Raw genomic sequence first — 15,708 nt, 5'->3', positions numbered from 1 at the left:
GTTCTAGGTCAGGCCCCACTCGAGCGAGACGACCTTCTCGGCGGGCGCGTCGAGCTCGACCTCGCCGCGGTCGTCGGTCACGGTGACCGGGCCGGCGCCGGACGACGCCGACGTCTCCTCGGCGTCGACGGGCGCCTCGGTGCTGCCGCACGCGGTCAGCAGGAGCGCGGTGGCCGCCGTCAGGGCGAGCGCGGGCAGGGGGGAGCGCAGGGATCGCATGGGTTCCTCGGGGTGGGGTGGTCGAGCGGGGGTCTTCGGGGTCCCGCGGGGGGGGGCGCCGGGTCGTCAGTGCGCGACGGCGAGCTCCGGCGTGCGGGCGCGGGTGCGGGTCGTGTGGCGGCCGACGGGGTGCGTCGTCAGGCGGCCCGTGACCGGGTCGTGCACGACGTCGACGCGCAGCCCGTACGTCTCGCTGAGCGCCGGGGACGTCAGCACGTCGACCGGGTCACCCGCGCCGACGACCTCGCCCGAGCGCAGCAGCACGACGTGGTCCGCGACGGCGGCGGCCTGGTCGAGGTCGTGCAGCACGACGCCGACGGCGACGCCGTGGTCGTCGGCCAGGTCGCGCACGAGGTCGAGGATCTCGACCTGGTAGCGCAGGTCGAGGTGGTTCGTGGGCTCGTCGAGCAGCAGCACGCGGGTGTCCTGCGCGAGGCACGTCGCGAGCCACACGCGCTGGAGCTCGCCGCCCGAGAGCTCGTCGGCGCCGCGGTCGGCCATCGCCGTGGTGCCCGTGACCTCCATCGCCCAGGCGACGGCGCGCGGGCCGTCCGGGTCCTGCGTGCGCCAGCGGCCGCGGTGCGGGTGGCGGCCGTAGCCGACGACGTCGCGCACGCTCACGCCGCTCGGCGTCGGGCGGTGCTGCGAGAGGAGGGTCACGCGGCGCGCGAAGTCCTGCGCGGAGAGCGCGAGCGCGTCGGCGCAGTCGGTCAGCGCGACCTGGCCGGCGTCGGGGCGGTGCAGGCGCGCGAGCGAGCGCAGCAGCGTGGACTTGCCCGAGCCGTTGGGCCCGACGAGGGCGGTCACCTCGCCCGCGTGCAGGCGCAGCGACGCCTCCTGCACGACGGTGCGGCCGTGGTAGCCGAGGCGGAGCGCGGTGCCCTGGAGCGCGGGCGCGAGGTCGTCGGTGGTCACGAGCGTGAGGTTAGCCTCTCCTTACCCGGAACGAAAGTCCGTCTCGCGGGCGACCCCGGCCTAGGGTCGGGGGCATGCTCCCGCACGCGTCCGACCGCCCGACCGCCCTCCCCCGCACCGCTCCGGGCGACCGACGGTCGGGGGTGCGGGCGCGGGTCCGGGGGTCGTTCGCGGTGCTGGTCGCCACGCTCGCGGCCGTGCTCGCCGGGCTCGCGCTCGCGGTCCTCGGTGCCGGTCCGGCGGCGGCCCACAGCGCGCTCGTCTCGTCCGACCCGGCGGACGGCTCGACCCCCGCGACGGTGCCGGCCCAGGTCACGCTCACGTTCAACGAGCCCGCGGTCGCGCTCGGGACCGTCGTCGAGGTCCGGGCGCCCGACGGGCGCGTCGTGTCGAGCGGCGACGCCGTCCTCGCCGACGCCGGCGTGACGCAGGCCCTGAGCGGTGACCTGCCCGCAGGGACCTACTCCGTGCTGTGGCGCGTCACGTCCGCCGACGGGCACCCCATCGAGGGGCAGCTGACGTTCACGGCGCAGGGCCCGGCGACGGCCGGTGACGTGCCCGCCGCGTCCGACCCCGCCACCGCCGCCGCGACCGCGACCCCGACCGCCGAGCCCACGCCGGCCCCGACGCCGACGACGGCGGCGGGTGCGCCCGAGGCCACCGAGTCGGCCGAACCCGCCGAGCGGGACCCCGCGGCCCAGGCCTCGGCGACGAACACGCTGCTCGCCGGGACGGTCGCGGCGCTCGCCGCGCTCGGCGTAGTCGTGGCGGTGCTCATCCGCCGCCGCCCGCACGGCCACCACGGCGGACCCGGCGGCGCGGCGACCGACGGCTCCACCGGGACGCACGCCGGGTCGACCGGCGACTGACCGGGCGAACCGTCGCCCGGACCGGCCCGCCGACGCCCGTCCCGGTGGGAGGATCGCGCCGGGACCGGAGCCGCCGGCCGTCCGCACCCGGGAGCCGCACGTGATCACCGCCGCCCACACCCGCCAGGTCGGCTTCGCGACGACGCGGTCCGCCGCCGCGTACGACCGCGCCGCCGTCGACCACCTGCTCGGCGAGGTGGGCCGCACGCTCGACGCGCTGGAGCGCGGCCGCACGGTCGGTCCGGGCGGCACCCCCCTGCTGATGCCGCGCGACGTGCGCACCGCCCCGCTCCCCGCGAGCCGCAGCGCCGAGGGCTATCCCGCCGCCGAGGTCGACGCCTTCCGGGCGCAGGTCGTGGCGACGCTGGAGGAGTACGTGCTCCGGTTCAGCGGCGGCGCCGCGGCCGGGGCACGGGGCCGCCCGGGCTCACCGTCGACCGCGCAGCCCGCCGCCCCGTCGCCGGCACACACCTCCCCCGCACAGCCGACCGCGACGCAGCCGCCCGGGGCACCGGCCTCCGGCGGTGGGTACGCCCCCGCGGCGGCGTCCGCGACGACCCCCGCGCCCGAGCCGGCGCCCGAGCCCGTCGACCTCACCGCCGCGCCCGACGGTCTGGGCGCGTACGACGTCCTCGTCCAGGTCCAGCGCGCCCGCGCCACGCTGTTCGGCGCGGCGCGCGACGTGCTCGTCGTCCGCCGGCCCGACGGCACGGAGCTGCGCGTCACGGGCGTCGAGGTCGTGCCCGGCGGCGCGGTCGTCCACGTGCGCTGACCTCGTCGGGACGCGACCTCGCACCGGACGACCTCACCCGTCGCCCGCCCGAGCCGACCCGCAGCCGTCCCACCTCCGTCCCCGTCCCACGCCCGCCCCGAGGAGTCCCGTGATCACCGCCGAGCAGCTCCGGCGCCGCCGCCTGAGCACCACGTACCGCAGCGACGGCTACGACGCCGCGCAGGTCGACCTCTACCTCGACCTCGCCGCCGAGACGCTCGCGTCGCTCGAGGCCGGACGCGCCGGGTCGGCGGGTGCCGCGCAGATGCTGCTGCGGGAGATCCGGACGGCGACGTTCCCGGGCCGGACGTCGGGCAGCGGGTACGAGTCGGTGCAGGTCGAGGCGCTGCGTGCGGGGGTCGTGGCGGCCCTCGAGTCGCACGTCGGCACCCCGGGCGCGACGCCGTCGTCGTCCACCCCGAGCACGGCGCCGTCGTCGTCCACCCCCTCCGCGGCGCCCACCGCGCTCACCCCCACGGCCGTCCCCGCCGCCCCGCTCGCCGAGGAGCCGGCCACCACCCCGCCGCTGCCCCCGGTGCTCACCGGCGCACCGCTCGGGCGCCCGGCGCCCGGGGAGTCGCTCGGGTCGGTCGGCACGCTGGGGGCGGTCGTCGGCTGGGGCACGCCGTCCGGTGCGCGCGGGTCGCTCAGCGCGTACGAGCTCGTGGTGCAGCTCCAGACGGCGCGCACGCAGCTCCTCGGCGCGGCGACCGACCGGCTGGTGCTGCGGACGGCGTCGGGCGAGCTGCTCGGCGTCGCGACGGTCGGTCCGACCGAGCACGGCGTGGTGCTGACGACCGAGCACTGACGCGCCGGCCGTCCGGCGCGCACGAGGTCAGCCGACCGTCGTCCCGAACAGCAGCCCCAGCACGTACGTCGCCGCCGCCGCGCCGTACCCGATCGCGAGCTGGCGCAGCGCGCGGCGGACCGGCGGGCCGCCCGAGAGGACGCCGACGGTCGCGCCCGTGCCGAGCAGCGCGAGCCCGACGAGCACCGACGCGATCGCCACGGCGGGCCACCCGTCGAGCCCGAACAGGTACGGGAGCACCGGGATCAGCGCCCCGGAGGCGAAGAAGCAGAAGCTCGCCGCCCCGGCGCTGACGGCGGTCCCGACGGTCTCGTGCTCGTCGTCGTCGGCGCCCGCAGCCGGGACGACGCCCGCCCCCGACGGCGACAGCGCGGGCACGCCGAGCGCGGGCGTCGGGATCGTGCCGAACGACGCGAGCACCTCGCGGGCCCGCTCGTGCGCGGCCTCCTCCGTCATGCCCCGCGCGCGGTAGACGAGCGCGAGCTCGTTGGCCTCGACGTCCAGGTGCGGGAGCGCGGCGCGCGCGTGCGGCCCGGGGGCGGACGCCTCGAGCAGCTCACGCTGCGAGCGCACCGAGACGAACTCCCCGGCGGCCATCGACAGCGCGCCCGCGAGGAGCCCCGCGAGCCCCGTGAGCAGCACGGTCGACTGCGACGCACCCGAGGCGCCGATGCCAAGCACGAGCGCGAGGTTGCTGACGAGGCCGTCGTTCGCGCCGAACACCGCCGCGCGGAACGTCCCGGAGATGCGGTTGCGCCCGCGGGTCGCGAGACCGCGCACGACCTCCTCGTGGATCCGCTCGTCGGCGGCCATCTGCGCGGTCGCGTCGGCGTCCTTCTCGTAGGAGCCGCGCGCCTCGGCCCGCTGCGCCAGCGCGAGCACGAACACCGACCCGAAGCGCCGCGCGAGCCAGCCCAGCACCCGGGTCCGGACGTCGCCCCGCAGCGGGCGCCCGACGTCGTCCCCGAGCAGCTCGAGCCAGTGGTCCTCGTGGCGGCGCTCGGCCTCGGCGAGCGCGAGCAGGATGTCGCGCTCCTCGCCCGTGCGGCGCGACGCGAGGTCGCGGTACACCGACGCCTCGGCGCGCTCGTCGGCCAGGTACTGGCGCCATCGGCGCAGGTCACCCCGGCTCGGGGAGCGGACGCCCGCCGTGCCGGGCAGCGGTTCGGGGCGGTTCTCCACGGGTCCATCGTTCCACGCACGGCCGCGTACCCTCCCGGGACGCGACCATCCGGCGCGCGAGACGGCTGCTCCCTCCGGTTGCCGGACCGGGCAGCGTGACCCACCGTGGAAGTGCGTCAGGCAACCGCGCGGGGGGAGAACGTCATGTACGCCGAGACTCACATCAGCCCGCACGTCAAGGCCGTCGCACCGGCACGACGCTGGGCCCGGGACCGCCTCGTCGAGGCCGGTGTCGAGGGGCAGGCGCTGGACGTGCTGGTGCTGCTGGTCAGCGAGACGGTCACGAACGCGGTGGCGCACGCGGACCCGCCGGTCCACCTGTGCGTCGACGTCGACGGCGAGCGCACCCGCGTCGAGGTGACCGACGGCGCGCGCACCGAGCCGATCCTGCGGCACCCTCCGGCGGACGCCACGGGCGGCCGGGGCGTCATGTTCGTCGACGAGCTGTCGACCCGGTGGGGCATCGAGCCCGCCGGGGGCGAGGCCGCGAAGCGCGTGTGGTTCGAGCTCGAGCACGGCGACGTCGACCGGTGGCCGGCGCCCAGCACGCATGCGTGAGCCGACCCTCTGGGAGACCATCGGCGCCACGAACCCGGACCGCTCGCCGTGGTACGTCGAGCGGTTCCGGGCGATGGCCGCCGCGGGTGACGACCTCGCGGGCGAGGCCCGGTTCGTCGACGCGCTGGTCCCGCGGGGCGCACGCGTGCTCGACGCGGGCTGCGGGCCCGGGCGGGTCGGCGGGGAGCTCGCGCGGCGCGGGCACACCGTGGTCGGCGTCGACGTGGACCCCGTGCTCGTCGCGGCCGCGCGCGAGGACCACCCGGGCGGCGACTGGCACGTGGGCGACCTCGCGGAGCTCGACCTGCCGGCCGTCGGGGTGCGCGAGCCGTTCGACGTCGCGGTGATGGCCGGGAACGTGCTGACGTTCGTCGGGCCCGGCACGCACGTCGAGGTGCTGCGGCGGGTCGGGGCGCACCTGCGCGACGACGGCCGCCTCGCGGTCGGCTTCGGTGCGGGCCGCGGGTACGCGTTCGAGCAGCTCACCGAGGACGCCGAGCGGGCCGGGCTCGTCGTCGACCAGCGGTTCGCGACGTGGGACCTGCGCCCGTTCGGGCCGACGGCGGAGTTCCTGGTCGCGCTGCTCAGTCGCCCGCGCTGACGCTCAGCGGCGCCCGGGCGACCACGCCTCGCCGCCGCGCTCGACGAGCCCGTACTCGTAGGCGGCGATCACCGCCTGCACCCGGTCGCGGACGTCGAGCTTCGCGAGCACGTTGCCGACGTGCGTCTTGACCGTCGTCGAGGACACCACGAGCCGCTCGGCGATCTCCGCGTTGGACAGGCCCTCGGCCATGCACCGCAGCACGTCGGTCTCGCGGGGCGAGAGCGCCATCAGGCGGGGGTCGAGGCCGTCGCCGGCGCCGCCGGTCCCGGTGGGCAGGTGCGGGGCGAACAGGTCGAGCATGCGGCGCAGCACCCGCGGCGCCACGACCGACGTGCCCGACGCGACCGTCCGGATCGCCTCGACGAGCTCCTCGGGCCGCGCGGTCTTGAGCAGGAACCCGCTGGCCCCCGAGCGCAGCGCGGCGAACGCGTACTCGTCGACGTCGAACGTCGTCAGGACGAGCACGCGCGACGACGGGTGCTCCAGCGCGAGCCGGCGCGTCGCCTCGATGCCGTCCATGCCGGGCATGCGCACGTCCATGAGGACCACGTCGGGCCGGAGCGCGGCGACCTGGTCGAGCGCGACCCGGCCGTCGGACGCCTCGCCGACGACCTCGAGGTCGGGCTCGGACTCGATCACGAGGCGGAAGCCCATGCGCAGCAGCGCCTGGTCGTCCACGAGCAGCACCGTCGTCACGCGTCGTCCCCTCCGTCCGCTCCCTCGTCGTGGCGCCACGGCAGCACCACGTGCACGCGCCAGCCGCCCTCGGGCCGGGGCCCCGCGTCGACGTGGCCGCCGAGCAGCGCGGCGCGCTCCCGCATCCCGAGGATGCCGCGGTGCGTGCCCCCGCCCGTCCCGGGCCGGGTCCCGCCCGCGTCGAGGACCTCGACCTCGACCGCGGAGTCCGTGCGCCGGACCGTGACGTGCACCGACCGCGTGCCGGGGGCGTGCCGCAGCACGTTGGTCAGGCCCTCGGCGACGACCCGCACGACCGCGAGCCGCAGCGTCGTGTCCTCGGGCAGCAGCGTGTCGAGGCCGGTCACGGTGAGCGGCAGCCCCGCGGCGCGGAAGCGCTCGACGACGGTGCCGAGATCGGTCTCGGTCGGTCCGGGCGCCCGCGGTGTTCCGCCCGGCGCGTCGGTCCCGTCGGTCCCGTCGTCCGCGGGGTCGAGCGCCCCGAGCACGCGCTGCATGTCCCCGAGCGCCGCGCGCCCGGTGCGGGAGAGCTCGACGAGCGCGTCGCGGGAGCGGTCCGGCGCGCGGTCGAGGGCGGCCCGCGCCCCGTCCGACAGCGCGACCATGACCGAGACGCTGTGCGCGACGACGTCGTGCATCTCGCGCGCGATCCGGGTCCGCTCGGCGGCGCGGGCCAGCGCCGCGCTCGCGTCGCGGTCACGCGCCAGGGCGGCGTAGCGCTCGACGAGGTCGCGGGCGTGCAGCCGGCGCGCACGGACGCCCGAGCCGGTCGCGACGCCCAGCGCGAGGAGCGCGAGCAGCAGCGTCACGGAGGCCGAGCGGCGCCCGGGCGAGAACGGCGGCTCGGTGAGGTCGTGCACGGGGTCGTCGAGCTCCGCGAGCCACGCGTCGCTCCACAGCAGCATCTCGGCGAGCCCGATGTCCTCCCACCGCCACAGCGCGGCCGAGACGACGACGAGCACGGCACCGCCCACGAACCACGCGGTGCGCGCGGGCCGCGTGGCCGCGACGGTGTGCAGGGCGCACGCGAGGCAGAGCCCGAGGACGCCGAGCACGCCGGTCGTCCCGAGCGACACCACGGCGAGCAGGGTCAGCGTCGCGGTCACGGCGAGCGGCCACGCCCGCCGGGCCAGCAGCGCGACGGCCCCGGCCCCCGCCCCGACGAGCCACGAGCCCGGGACCAGCCGGAGCGCGGGGGTGTCCGGCGGGTACAGCCCGAGGCCCACCGACCCCTCGACGGTCGCGAGCGCGACGAGGACCGTGGCGAGGGCCGCGAGGAGCACGGTCGCCGCCACCGCGACGTCGGCGGTCCACGGGTGCGCGACGACCGCGCGCGCGAGGACCCCGCGGCGCTGCACCTGGGTCTCCGTCAGCACGTGCGTCGTGCCCGTGTCGCGGCTCCACGCCGTGCGTCCGTGCGGGCGCAGGTTCGTCACGGTCTCACTCTCCCATCGGGGGTCGGGGCGGGTGGGGACGTGCCGGGCCCGGGCCGGCCCTGGCACGACCCACACCGGCGTCACGTGACGTCATGGCGGCGGAGCCGGTACGCGGCGGCGGCGAGGAGCGCGACGACCCAGGCGGCGAGCACGAGCCCGCCGCCCCACGGCCCCAGGTGCGGGCCGAGGCTCGCGGCGTCGAGGGCCGCGACGCCGCCGTCGTCCAGGAGCAGACGCGACCCGGCACCGGGCAGGAGCGCGCGCAGGGTGTCGGTCACGCGCCCCGGGTTCGCCTGGAGCAGCTGGTCGGCGACGACGAGCAGCAGGACGCCCGCGCCGAGCGCCGGGGCGGACCGGCGCAGCAGCGCCCCGAGGCCGAGCCCGAGCAGCGCGACGCCGGTGAGGACGACGACGAAGCCGGCCAGCACCCGTGCCGTCCCGCCGTCCCCGAGGTCGAGCGTCGGCCCGGTCGCGGCGCGCTGCCCGTGCGTCACGAGGGCCGACGCGCCGAGCGCCGCCGCGGCGGTGACCAGGGCGACCGACGCCGTGACGAGCGCCTGGGCGCCGAGGACCGCGAGCCGGCGAGGGACGGCGGCGTACGTCGTGGTCGCGGTGCCCGTGGCGTGCTCCTCGGTGCCGACCAGCACGCCGAGCACGAGGGTGCCGAGCTGGGCGAGCACGTGGCCCGCGACCACCAGCGACGCCCCGGAGCGCGCGTCGCCCACGCGGACGAACAGGCCGAGCGCGTACGCGAGCGTCAGCGCGGAGACGACCGTGCCGAGCGGGAGCCACAGCGCCGAGCGGACGCTCGTGCGCTTGGTCCACTCCGCGGCGACCACCCGGGGGAACGTGACCGCCCGGACGGTGACGGGGGTGCGCGGTGCTGCGGTCGCGGTCGCGGGCGCGGGCGTGCGGCGCGGCGCGTGCGTGCGGCGCGGCGCGCGCGGTTCCGAGGACGCGGCCCGGCGCTGCGGGAGGTCCGTCGTCGCGCGGCCCACCCGTCGCCCGCCCTCAGGCCAGGTCACGGGCACGCAGTCGCACCGCGGCGACCCCGAGCGGGACGAGCACCCACGCGGCGAGGACCGCGACGCCGCCCCCGACCCCGAGGTCCGGCGCACCGTCGAAGCCGCCCGCGCCGGGCACGAGGTGCGTCACGGCCCCGCCCGGCAGGACCGCCGTCACCGTGCCCACCGCGGTCACCTCGGGCTCGGTGTACGCCACCCCGACCGGCGGGGCGCCGCCGATCCCCGGGTCCGACGCGAGCATGAGCGCCACGGGAAGCACCAGGACGAGGACGACGGCCGCGACGACAGCCGGCACGGTGCGGCGCAGCAGTGCGCCGAGCGCGAGCCCGAGCAGCGCCATCGCGACGAGCTGGACCGTCATGCCGGCCAGCAGCTGCGGCGTCCGCCCGCCGGCGAGGTCGAGCGTCATCCCGCGCGACCCAGCGGCGGGCAGCAGGCCCACCACCGCCGCGGCGACGGCGAGCACCGACACGACGAGCGCGGCAGCCGCCGTGACGACCAGCTGCGCGACGAGCACGGGGAGCCGGCGCGGCACCGCCGTGAACGTCGTGCGGAACGTCCCGGTGCTGAACTCCCCCGTCCCGACCAGCACGCCGAGCACGAGCACCCCGACCTGCGCGAGCGGCAGCCCGGTGCCGAGCGAGCCCATCGGGTCGAACCCCGGGTCGGTCGACGAGGCGTTCGCCGACAGCCAGGTCAGCACCCCCGAGACGGCCACGGTCACGACCCCGATCGCGGCCGGCGAGCGCAGGCTCGTGAGCTTGCTCCACTCGGCGGCGACGACCCGCGGGAGGCTCGGCCCCCGACGGGCGGGGAGCCCGCGGGCCGGTGCCGGGTTCGGGACGGTGGTGGTCGCGGTCATCGGGCGCCTCCTGCGGCGGTCAGGCCGGTCGCCTCGTCGGCGGCGCGGCCGCGGTACTGCACGGACCCCGCGGTGAGCTGCAGGTAGGCGTCCTCGAGCGACCCACCCCCCGAGGCGGCCACGAGCTCCGGCACCGACGCGTCCGCGAGCAGCCGGCCCTGGCCGATGATCACGACCCGGTCCGCGCACAGCGCGAGCTCGTGCATGAGGTGCGACGAGAGCAGCACCGTGCGGCCCTCCGCCGCCAGCGCACGCACGAGCCCGCGCACCCACAGCACGCCGTCGGGGTCGAGCCCGTTGACCGGCTCGTCGAGCACGAGCGTCCCCGGGTCCCCGAGCAGCGCACCGGCGATCCCGAGCCGCTGCCCCATGCCGAGCGAGAACGTGCCCGCCCGGCGTCGGGCGACCGACTCGAGCCCCGTCATGCCGATCACCTCGTCGACCCGTGAGCGCCCGATCCCGTGCGTGCGGGCCAGCGCGAGCAGGTGACGGAACGCCGACCGCCCGGGGTGCACCGACCGGGCGTCGAGCATCACGCCGACCGCGTGCAGCGGCGCGGGCAGGTCCGCGTACCGCCGGCCGTCGACCGTCGCCGTGCCCGCCGTGGGCCGCTCGAGCCCGACGACGACCCGCATCGTGGTCGACTTCCCGGCACCGTTCGGGCCGAGGAACCCCGTCACGAGCCCGGGCCGCGCGGTGAACGTCAGCCCGTCCACCGCCGTCGTCGGGCCGTAGCGCTTCGTCAGCGCCTCCACCTGGATCATGCGTCGCTCCCGTCATCGTGGGCCGCGTCGGTCGCGCGGCCGTCGTCGACGCTAGGGACGCGGTGCACGGGGACATCACCTGCCCGCGGACGAACCGGGGACCGATCCGGCCTCCTCCTCCGGGAGGAGCGGGCACCCCGGCGGGCTGACCCGTGGTGCCCCTCAGTGGGGCAACTGAAACGGTTCGCACCCCCGACGAGCCGCGACTGTGAGCGTTAACATCGGCCCTTCGCACCGATTCAACGGAGAATCCGATGACACCTCAGCAGCCTGCGTCCCCAGGCCCCACCGATCTCAGCCGCCGCACGGTCCTGGCGGGTGCCGCACTCGCCGGAGCGGTCACGGCGATCGGTCCCGCGCTCTTCGCCTCCCCGGCGGCCGCCGTCGTCCCGCCCGCCCGGGGAGAGGTCGGGGTGAGCGCCTCGGAGTTCTCCCTCGACCAGGTCCGCCTCACGGCGAGCCGGTGGATGGACAACCAGAACCGCACGCTGGCGTACCTCAGGTTCGTCGACGTCAACCGGCTCCTGTACAACTTCCGCGCCAACCACGGGCTGTCCACCGCGGGCGCCGCCCCGCTCGGCGGGTGGGAGGCACCGAACTTCCCGTTCCGCTCCCACAGCCAGGGCCACTTCCTCTCGGCCTGGGCGCAGGCGTGGGCGTCGCTCGGCGACACCGTGTGCCGGGACAAGGCGGCGTCCATGGTGGCGGAGCTCGCCCGGTGCCAGGCCAACAACGGCGCCAGGGGGTTCGCCGCGGGCTACCTCTCGGGCTTCCCGGAGTCGGACTTCTCGGCCGCCGAGACGGGCACCGGCAACGGGAACGTGCCGTACTACGCGTTGCACAAGACGCTCGCCGGGCTCCTCGACGTCTGGCGCTACCTCGAGAGCACCCAGGCCCGGGACGTGCTGCTGAGGCTCGCCGGCTGGGTCGACGCGCGGACCGCGCGGCTCAGCACCGCCCAGATGCAGACGACGCTGCGGGTCGAGTTCGGCGGCATGAACGCGGTCCTGACGGATCTGCACCTGATGACGAACGACCCCCGCTGGCTGACGGTCGCCCGACGGTTCGACCACGCCTCCGTCTTCGACCCGCTCGCCGCGGGCACCGACCGCCTCGACGGCCTGCACGCCAACACCCAGGTGCCGAAGTGGATCGGTGCCGCCCGCGAGTACAAGGCGACGGGCACGACCCGGTACCGCGACATCGCGCGCAACGCGTGGGCGCTCACGGTGGGCGCCCACACGTACGCGATCGGCGGGAACAGCCAGGCGGAGCACTTCCGGGCGCCGAACGCGATCTCGACCTACCTGCGCAACGACACGTGCGAGCAGTGCAACACGTACAACATGCTCAAGCTGACCCGCGAGCTGTGGGTCATGGAGCCGGACAAGGCCTCGTACTTCGACTTCTACGAGCGGGCCCTGCTCAACCACCTGGTCGGCGCGCAGGACCCGGCCAGCGCCCACGGGCACATCACCTACTTCACGCCGCTGCAGCCGGGCGGCCGCAAGGGCGTCGGCCCGGCCTGGGGTGGCGGCACGTGGAGCACCGACTACGCCAGCTTCTGGTGCTGCCAGGGAACCGGCATCGAGACGAACACCAAGCTGGCCGACTCGGCGTACTTCCGGTCGGGCACCACGCTGACGGTCAACCTGTTCCTGCCGTCGGTCCTGACGTGGGCGGAGCGCGGGATCACCGTCACGCAGACGACGACGTACCCCGCGAGCGACAGCACGACGCTCACGGTCACCGGCTCCGTCTCCGGCTCGTGGACGATGCGCGTGCGCATCCCCGCGTGGGCGACAGGCGCGACGGTCGCGGTGAACGGCACCGTCCAGGCGATCCCGACGACGCCCGGCACCTACGCGAGCCTCACCCGGTCGTGGGCGTCGGGTGACCAGGTGACGGTCCGGCTGCCGATGGCGGTCCGCCTCGAGCCGACGAACGACAACCCCGGTGTGGCCGCGATCCTCTACGGCCCGGTCGTCCTCGCGGGGAACTACGGCAGCACGTCGCTGTCGGGCCCGCCTGCGCTGGTGACGTCGTCGATCACGCGCACCAGCACGACCGCGCTCACGTTCTCGGCCCGGGCGAACGGCTCCGCCGTCAACCTCGTCCCCTTCTACGACGCGCACGGCTTCAACTACACCGTGTACTGGTCCGTCACCGGCTCCACCGCCGCCACCAACGGCGCGTTCCGCCTGGCCAACGTGGCGAGCGGGCTCGTCCTCGGCATCCAGGACGCCTCGACGGCCGACGGCGCCGCGGCGCTCGTCTGGGACGACAGCGGCACGGCCGACCACGACTGGGTCCCGGTCGTCTCGGGCACCGCCCTCAAGCTGCGCTGCGCGAACGGCGGGAAGGTCCTCGGCGTCCGGGACATGTCGACGGCCGACGGCGCCCCGGTCGTCCAGTGGGGCGACACGGGAACGGCCGACCACCTGTGGACCGTGCTCGACAACGGCGACGGCACCCACCGGGTCCGCAACAACCACACCGGCAAGCTGCTCGGCACAGCGGGTGGGTCGACGGCACGCGGCGCGGCGGTCGTGATGGACCCCGACAACGGCTCGGCCGACAACCGCTGGCGCTTCGTCCCGTCCGGGGCCCGTCGGATCCTCAACGTGCACACCGGGCTGGTGCTGGGCGTGCGGGACATGTCGACGGCCGACGGCGCAGCCGTGATCCAGTGGGGCGACACCGGCACCGCGGACCACCTGTGGACGGCTGTCGTGGGGAGCAACGGCTACTTCCGGCTGCGCAACCAGCACACCGGCAAGGTCCTCGCCGTGGAGGCCGGCGGAACCGTCAACGGCACCCGCGCGGTGCAGGCGACCGACACCGGCGCGACCCCCCAGCAGTGGCGGCTGCGGTACACCGCGGGCGACACCTTCCGCATCCAGGCGGCCGGCGGACGCGTCCTCGGCGTCGCCGACATGTCGACGACCGCAGGGGCCCAGGCCCTGATCTGGGACGACAACGGCACCAACGACCACCTCTGGCGCTTCGTGTGAGGCGCTTCGTGTGAGGCGCTTCGTCTGAGGCGCTGTGCGGCGGGGTGCCGCTCGCGGACTCGGCGGCGCAGCCGTGGTGCCGGCGACGGCACCCCGCTGACGCGCAGGCGGTCCGCCCGGGCGAGCACCCCGTCGCGCAGGGCGTCCGGGGTGAGCACCTCGACGTCCCGGCCGAGCCCGGCCGGCATGCGGGCCGTCCCGCCGCGATGCCCGACCGGACGTGCGTCCCGGCTACGGCGAGGGTGAGGAGACACGCCTAGGCTCGGCCGCATGGCCCGGTACCTCGACGTGCACCCCACCAACCCCCAGCCCCGGTCGATCGCGCAGGTGGTCGCGATGCTGCGCGACGACGCGCTCGTGGCCTACCCGACCGACTCGTCGTACGCGCTGGGCGCGCGGATCGGCAGCCCCACGGGTGCGGACCGCATCCGCTCGATCCGCCGGCTCGACGACAAGCACCACTTCACGCTCGTCTGCTCGGACTTCGCCCAGCTCGGCCAGCTCGTGCAGCTCGACAACTCGGCGTTCCGCGCGATCAAGGCCGCGACGCCGGGCGCGTACACGTTCATCCTCCCGGCGACCCGCGAGGTGCCGAAGCGGCTCGCGCACCCCAAGAAGAAGACCGTCGGGGTGCGCATCCCGGACCACCCCGTCGTCCAGGCGATCCTCCGCGAGCTCGGTGAGCCGCTGCTCTCGAGCACGCTGATCCTGCCCGGCGCCGAGGCGCCGATGACGGAGGGCTGGCTCGTCAAGGAGGAGCTCGACCACCTGGTCGACGCGGTCGTCGACGCGGGCGACTGCGGCACCGAGCCCACGACGGTCGTCGACTGGTCGGAGGGCGCGCCCGAGGTGGTCCGCGTCGGGGCGGGTGACCCGAGCCGGTTCGAGTGACCGGGGTCCCCGCACCGCGCACCGGTGACGCCGGCTATCCGCTGCGCGCACGCACGGCCCCCGACGTCGCGACCCTCGACGCCCTCGTCGTCGAGTGCCGCGCGTGCCCCCGCCTCGTCGCGTGGCGCGAGGAGGTCGCCCGGGTCAAGCGCGCGTCGTTCCGCGACGAGACGTACTGGGCCCGCCCCGCGCCCGGTTTCGGGGACCCGTCGGCGCGCGTGCTGGTCGTCGGCCTCGCGCCCGCGGCGCACGGCGCGAACCGCACGGGGCGGATGTTCACCGGCGACCGCTCGGGCGACTTCCTGTTCGCCGCGCTGCACCGCACGGGCTTCGCCAACCAGCCCACCTCGACGCACCGCGGCGACGGCCTCGCGCTCACCGGGATCCGGCTGACCGCGCCCGTGCGGTGCGCTCCCCCGGCCAACGCCCCGACGCCCGCCGAGCGCACGACGTGCGGGCCGTGGCTCGGGCGGGAGCTCGAGCTCGTCGACCCCGACGTGATCGTGGTCCTCGGCGGGTTCGGGTGGCAGGCGCTGCTCGCGACCCTCCAGGAGCAGGGCTGGCACGTGCTGAGGCCCCGGCCGCGGTTCGGGCACGGCGCCGAGGTCGTGCTCGACGGGCCGGACGGCCGCACCCTGACGCTGCTCGGGTGCTTCCACGTGAGCCAGCAGAACACCTTCACCGGCCGGCTCACGCCCGCGATGCTCGACGCGGTGCTGGTGCGGGCGCGGGAGCTCGTCGCCGGGGCGTGAGCGGCCGATCCCCTGGTCCGGGGCACCGAGGTGAGGGCGTTCGACGAGCGGACCCGACGGGTCGCCACAAGACTGTTCGCCGATCGCACCCCCCAGCGAGAGGAGAATCCCCATGCCGAACGGTGACGTGCACACGGTGCACCGCGACGGGACCTGGCTCAACGAGGTCGAGGGGCAGCACGCGCCGCTCGACGGGACGTTCGACCGCAAGGACGACGCCGTCGCCGCCGGGCGCAAGGATGCCGACGCCCGCGGCGTCGAGCACGTGATCCACGGGCTCGACGGGCAGATCCACGAGAAGAACAGCCACGGGCACGACCCTCGCAACGTCCCGGGCTGAC

17 protein-coding genes are annotated in these 15,708 nt (G+C 76.3%); 9 read left to right on the top strand and 8 right to left on the bottom strand.

Going from position 1 to position 15,708, the window contains the following annotated elements; translation table 11 throughout:
* Positions 1-3: 3 nt before the first annotated feature.
* A complete protein-coding gene (locus CCE01nite_RS22500; protein WP_307722728.1) occupies positions 4-219 on the bottom strand; it encodes a hypothetical protein in 216 nt (71 codons plus the stop codon).
* A 66-nt stretch (positions 220-285) separates the two neighbouring features.
* Positions 286-1,134: an ABC transporter ATP-binding protein gene (locus CCE01nite_RS07765; protein ID WP_034630169.1), complete on the bottom strand. Its 849-nt coding sequence runs from the start codon at positions 1,132-1,134 to the stop codon at positions 286-288.
* A 74-nt stretch (positions 1,135-1,208) separates the two neighbouring features.
* On the opposite strand from CCE01nite_RS07765, the gene CCE01nite_RS07760 reads away from it, so the two are divergent.
* The 3 genes from CCE01nite_RS07760 to CCE01nite_RS07755 all read left to right on the top strand — a co-directional run bounded on the left by CCE01nite_RS07760 (position 1,209) and on the right by CCE01nite_RS07755 (position 3,583).
* Positions 1,209-2,003: a copper resistance CopC family protein gene (locus tag CCE01nite_RS07760; protein WP_052104160.1), complete on the top strand. Its 795-nt coding sequence runs from the start codon at positions 1,209-1,211 to the stop codon at positions 2,001-2,003.
* A 100-nt stretch (positions 2,004-2,103) separates the two neighbouring features.
* Positions 2,104-2,775: a hypothetical protein gene (locus CCE01nite_RS21285; RefSeq protein ID WP_052104161.1), complete on the top strand. Its 672-nt coding sequence runs from the start codon at positions 2,104-2,106 to the stop codon at positions 2,773-2,775.
* Between the two features lie 109 nt (positions 2,776-2,884).
* Positions 2,885-3,583, top strand: coding sequence for a DivIVA domain-containing protein (locus CCE01nite_RS07755; protein WP_034630173.1), 699 nt, complete (start codon positions 2,885-2,887; stop codon positions 3,581-3,583).
* A gap of 27 nt (positions 3,584-3,610) precedes the next feature.
* Here CCE01nite_RS07755 and CCE01nite_RS07750 read toward each other — a convergent pair whose 3' ends face one another.
* Positions 3,611-4,765, bottom strand: coding sequence for a VIT1/CCC1 transporter family protein (locus CCE01nite_RS07750; RefSeq protein ID WP_371861022.1), 1,155 nt, complete (start codon positions 4,763-4,765; stop codon positions 3,611-3,613).
* Between the two features lie 144 nt (positions 4,766-4,909).
* On the opposite strand from CCE01nite_RS07750, the gene CCE01nite_RS07745 reads away from it, so the two are divergent.
* Positions 4,910-5,323 carry an ATP-binding protein gene (locus CCE01nite_RS07745; protein WP_034630176.1) on the top strand — a complete coding sequence of 138 codons (414 nt, stop codon included), beginning with the start codon at positions 4,910-4,912 and terminating at the stop codon, positions 5,321-5,323.
* On the top strand, positions 5,316-5,924 hold the full coding sequence (locus CCE01nite_RS07740; protein WP_034630179.1) for a class I SAM-dependent methyltransferase: 609 nt from the start codon (positions 5,316-5,318) through the stop codon (positions 5,922-5,924). Before CCE01nite_RS07745 ends, CCE01nite_RS07740 begins: the two co-directional genes overlap by 8 nt.
* A gap of 3 nt (positions 5,925-5,927) precedes the next feature.
* Here CCE01nite_RS07740 and CCE01nite_RS07735 read toward each other — a convergent pair whose 3' ends face one another.
* The 5 genes from CCE01nite_RS07735 to CCE01nite_RS07715 form a co-directional block, all read right to left on the bottom strand.
* On the bottom strand, positions 5,928-6,623 hold the full coding sequence (locus CCE01nite_RS07735; protein ID WP_034630181.1) for a response regulator transcription factor: 696 nt from the start codon (positions 6,621-6,623) through the stop codon (positions 5,928-5,930).
* Positions 6,620-8,059 carry a sensor histidine kinase gene (locus tag CCE01nite_RS07730; protein WP_141372147.1) on the bottom strand — a complete coding sequence of 480 codons (1,440 nt, stop codon included), beginning with the start codon at positions 8,057-8,059 and terminating at the stop codon, positions 6,620-6,622. The genes CCE01nite_RS07735 and CCE01nite_RS07730 overlap by 4 nt, the downstream gene beginning before the upstream one ends.
* Positions 8,060-8,139: 80 nt before the next feature.
* The gene (locus tag CCE01nite_RS07725) at positions 8,140-9,084 is read right to left on the bottom strand and encodes a hypothetical protein (protein ID WP_174774683.1); all 945 of its coding nucleotides are present in this window, start codon (positions 9,082-9,084) and stop codon (positions 8,140-8,142) included.
* Entirely contained in the window at positions 9,071-9,946 is an 876-nt protein-coding gene (locus tag CCE01nite_RS07720) for an ABC transporter permease (RefSeq protein ID WP_034630185.1), read from the bottom strand. Before CCE01nite_RS07720 ends, CCE01nite_RS07725 begins: the two co-directional genes overlap by 14 nt.
* Positions 9,943-10,710, bottom strand: a complete 768-nt coding sequence (locus CCE01nite_RS07715; protein ID WP_034630188.1) for an ABC transporter ATP-binding protein — start codon at positions 10,708-10,710, stop codon at positions 9,943-9,945. Before CCE01nite_RS07715 ends, CCE01nite_RS07720 begins: the two co-directional genes overlap by 4 nt.
* A gap of 254 nt (positions 10,711-10,964) precedes the next feature.
* Here CCE01nite_RS07715 and CCE01nite_RS07710 point away from each other — a divergent pair, with 254 nt between their 5' ends.
* The 4 genes from CCE01nite_RS07710 (at position 10,965) to CCE01nite_RS07695 (ending at position 15,707) form a co-directional block, all read left to right on the top strand.
* On the top strand, positions 10,965-13,724 hold the full coding sequence (locus tag CCE01nite_RS07710; protein WP_052104162.1) for a beta-L-arabinofuranosidase domain-containing protein: 2,760 nt from the start codon (positions 10,965-10,967) through the stop codon (positions 13,722-13,724).
* Between the two features lie 270 nt (positions 13,725-13,994).
* Positions 13,995-14,615: an L-threonylcarbamoyladenylate synthase gene (locus CCE01nite_RS07705; protein WP_034630191.1), complete on the top strand. Its 621-nt coding sequence runs from the start codon at positions 13,995-13,997 to the stop codon at positions 14,613-14,615.
* Positions 14,612-15,367, top strand: coding sequence for a uracil-DNA glycosylase (locus tag CCE01nite_RS07700; protein WP_084142700.1), 756 nt, complete (start codon positions 14,612-14,614; stop codon positions 15,365-15,367). The genes CCE01nite_RS07705 and CCE01nite_RS07700 overlap by 4 nt, the downstream gene beginning before the upstream one ends.
* A gap of 112 nt (positions 15,368-15,479) precedes the next feature.
* Positions 15,480-15,707, top strand: coding sequence for a DUF2188 domain-containing protein (locus CCE01nite_RS07695; protein ID WP_034630194.1), 228 nt, complete (start codon positions 15,480-15,482; stop codon positions 15,705-15,707).
* The last annotated feature ends 1 nt before the right edge of the window (position 15,708 follow it).

This window comes from Cellulomonas cellasea (assembly GCF_006538745.1).
In the GTDB taxonomy this organism is placed as follows: domain Bacteria; phylum Actinomycetota; class Actinomycetes; order Actinomycetales; family Cellulomonadaceae; genus Cellulomonas_A; species Cellulomonas_A cellasea.
Note: the sequence above shows the minus strand (reverse complement) of the source record. Positions and strands in the feature narration are given on the sequence as shown.

Bases quoted from the DNA above. Each gene is read 5' to 3' on its own strand.
- CCE01nite_RS07715 (WP_034630188.1), bottom strand. From the start codon at position 10,710: ATGATCCAGGTGGAGGCGCTGACGAAGCGCTACGGCCCGACGACGGCG.
- CCE01nite_RS07720 (WP_034630185.1), bottom strand. From the start codon at position 9,946: ATGACCGCGACCACCACCGTCCCGAACCCGGCACCGGCCCGCGGGCTC.
- CCE01nite_RS07760 (WP_052104160.1), top strand. From the start codon at position 1,209: ATGCTCCCGCACGCGTCCGACCGCCCGACCGCCCTCCCCCGCACCGCT.
- CCE01nite_RS07705 (WP_034630191.1), top strand. From the start codon at position 13,995: ATGGCCCGGTACCTCGACGTGCACCCCACCAACCCCCAGCCCCGGTCG.
- CCE01nite_RS07695 (WP_034630194.1), top strand. From the start codon at position 15,480: ATGCCGAACGGTGACGTGCACACGGTGCACCGCGACGGGACCTGGCTC.
- CCE01nite_RS07710 (WP_052104162.1), top strand. From the start codon at position 10,965: ATGACACCTCAGCAGCCTGCGTCCCCAGGCCCCACCGATCTCAGCCGC.
- CCE01nite_RS07740 (WP_034630179.1), top strand. From the start codon at position 5,316: ATGCGTGAGCCGACCCTCTGGGAGACCATCGGCGCCACGAACCCGGAC.
- CCE01nite_RS22500 (WP_307722728.1), bottom strand. From the start codon at position 219: ATGCGATCCCTGCGCTCCCCCCTGCCCGCGCTCGCCCTGACGGCGGCC.
- CCE01nite_RS07745 (WP_034630176.1), top strand. From the start codon at position 4,910: ATGTACGCCGAGACTCACATCAGCCCGCACGTCAAGGCCGTCGCACCG.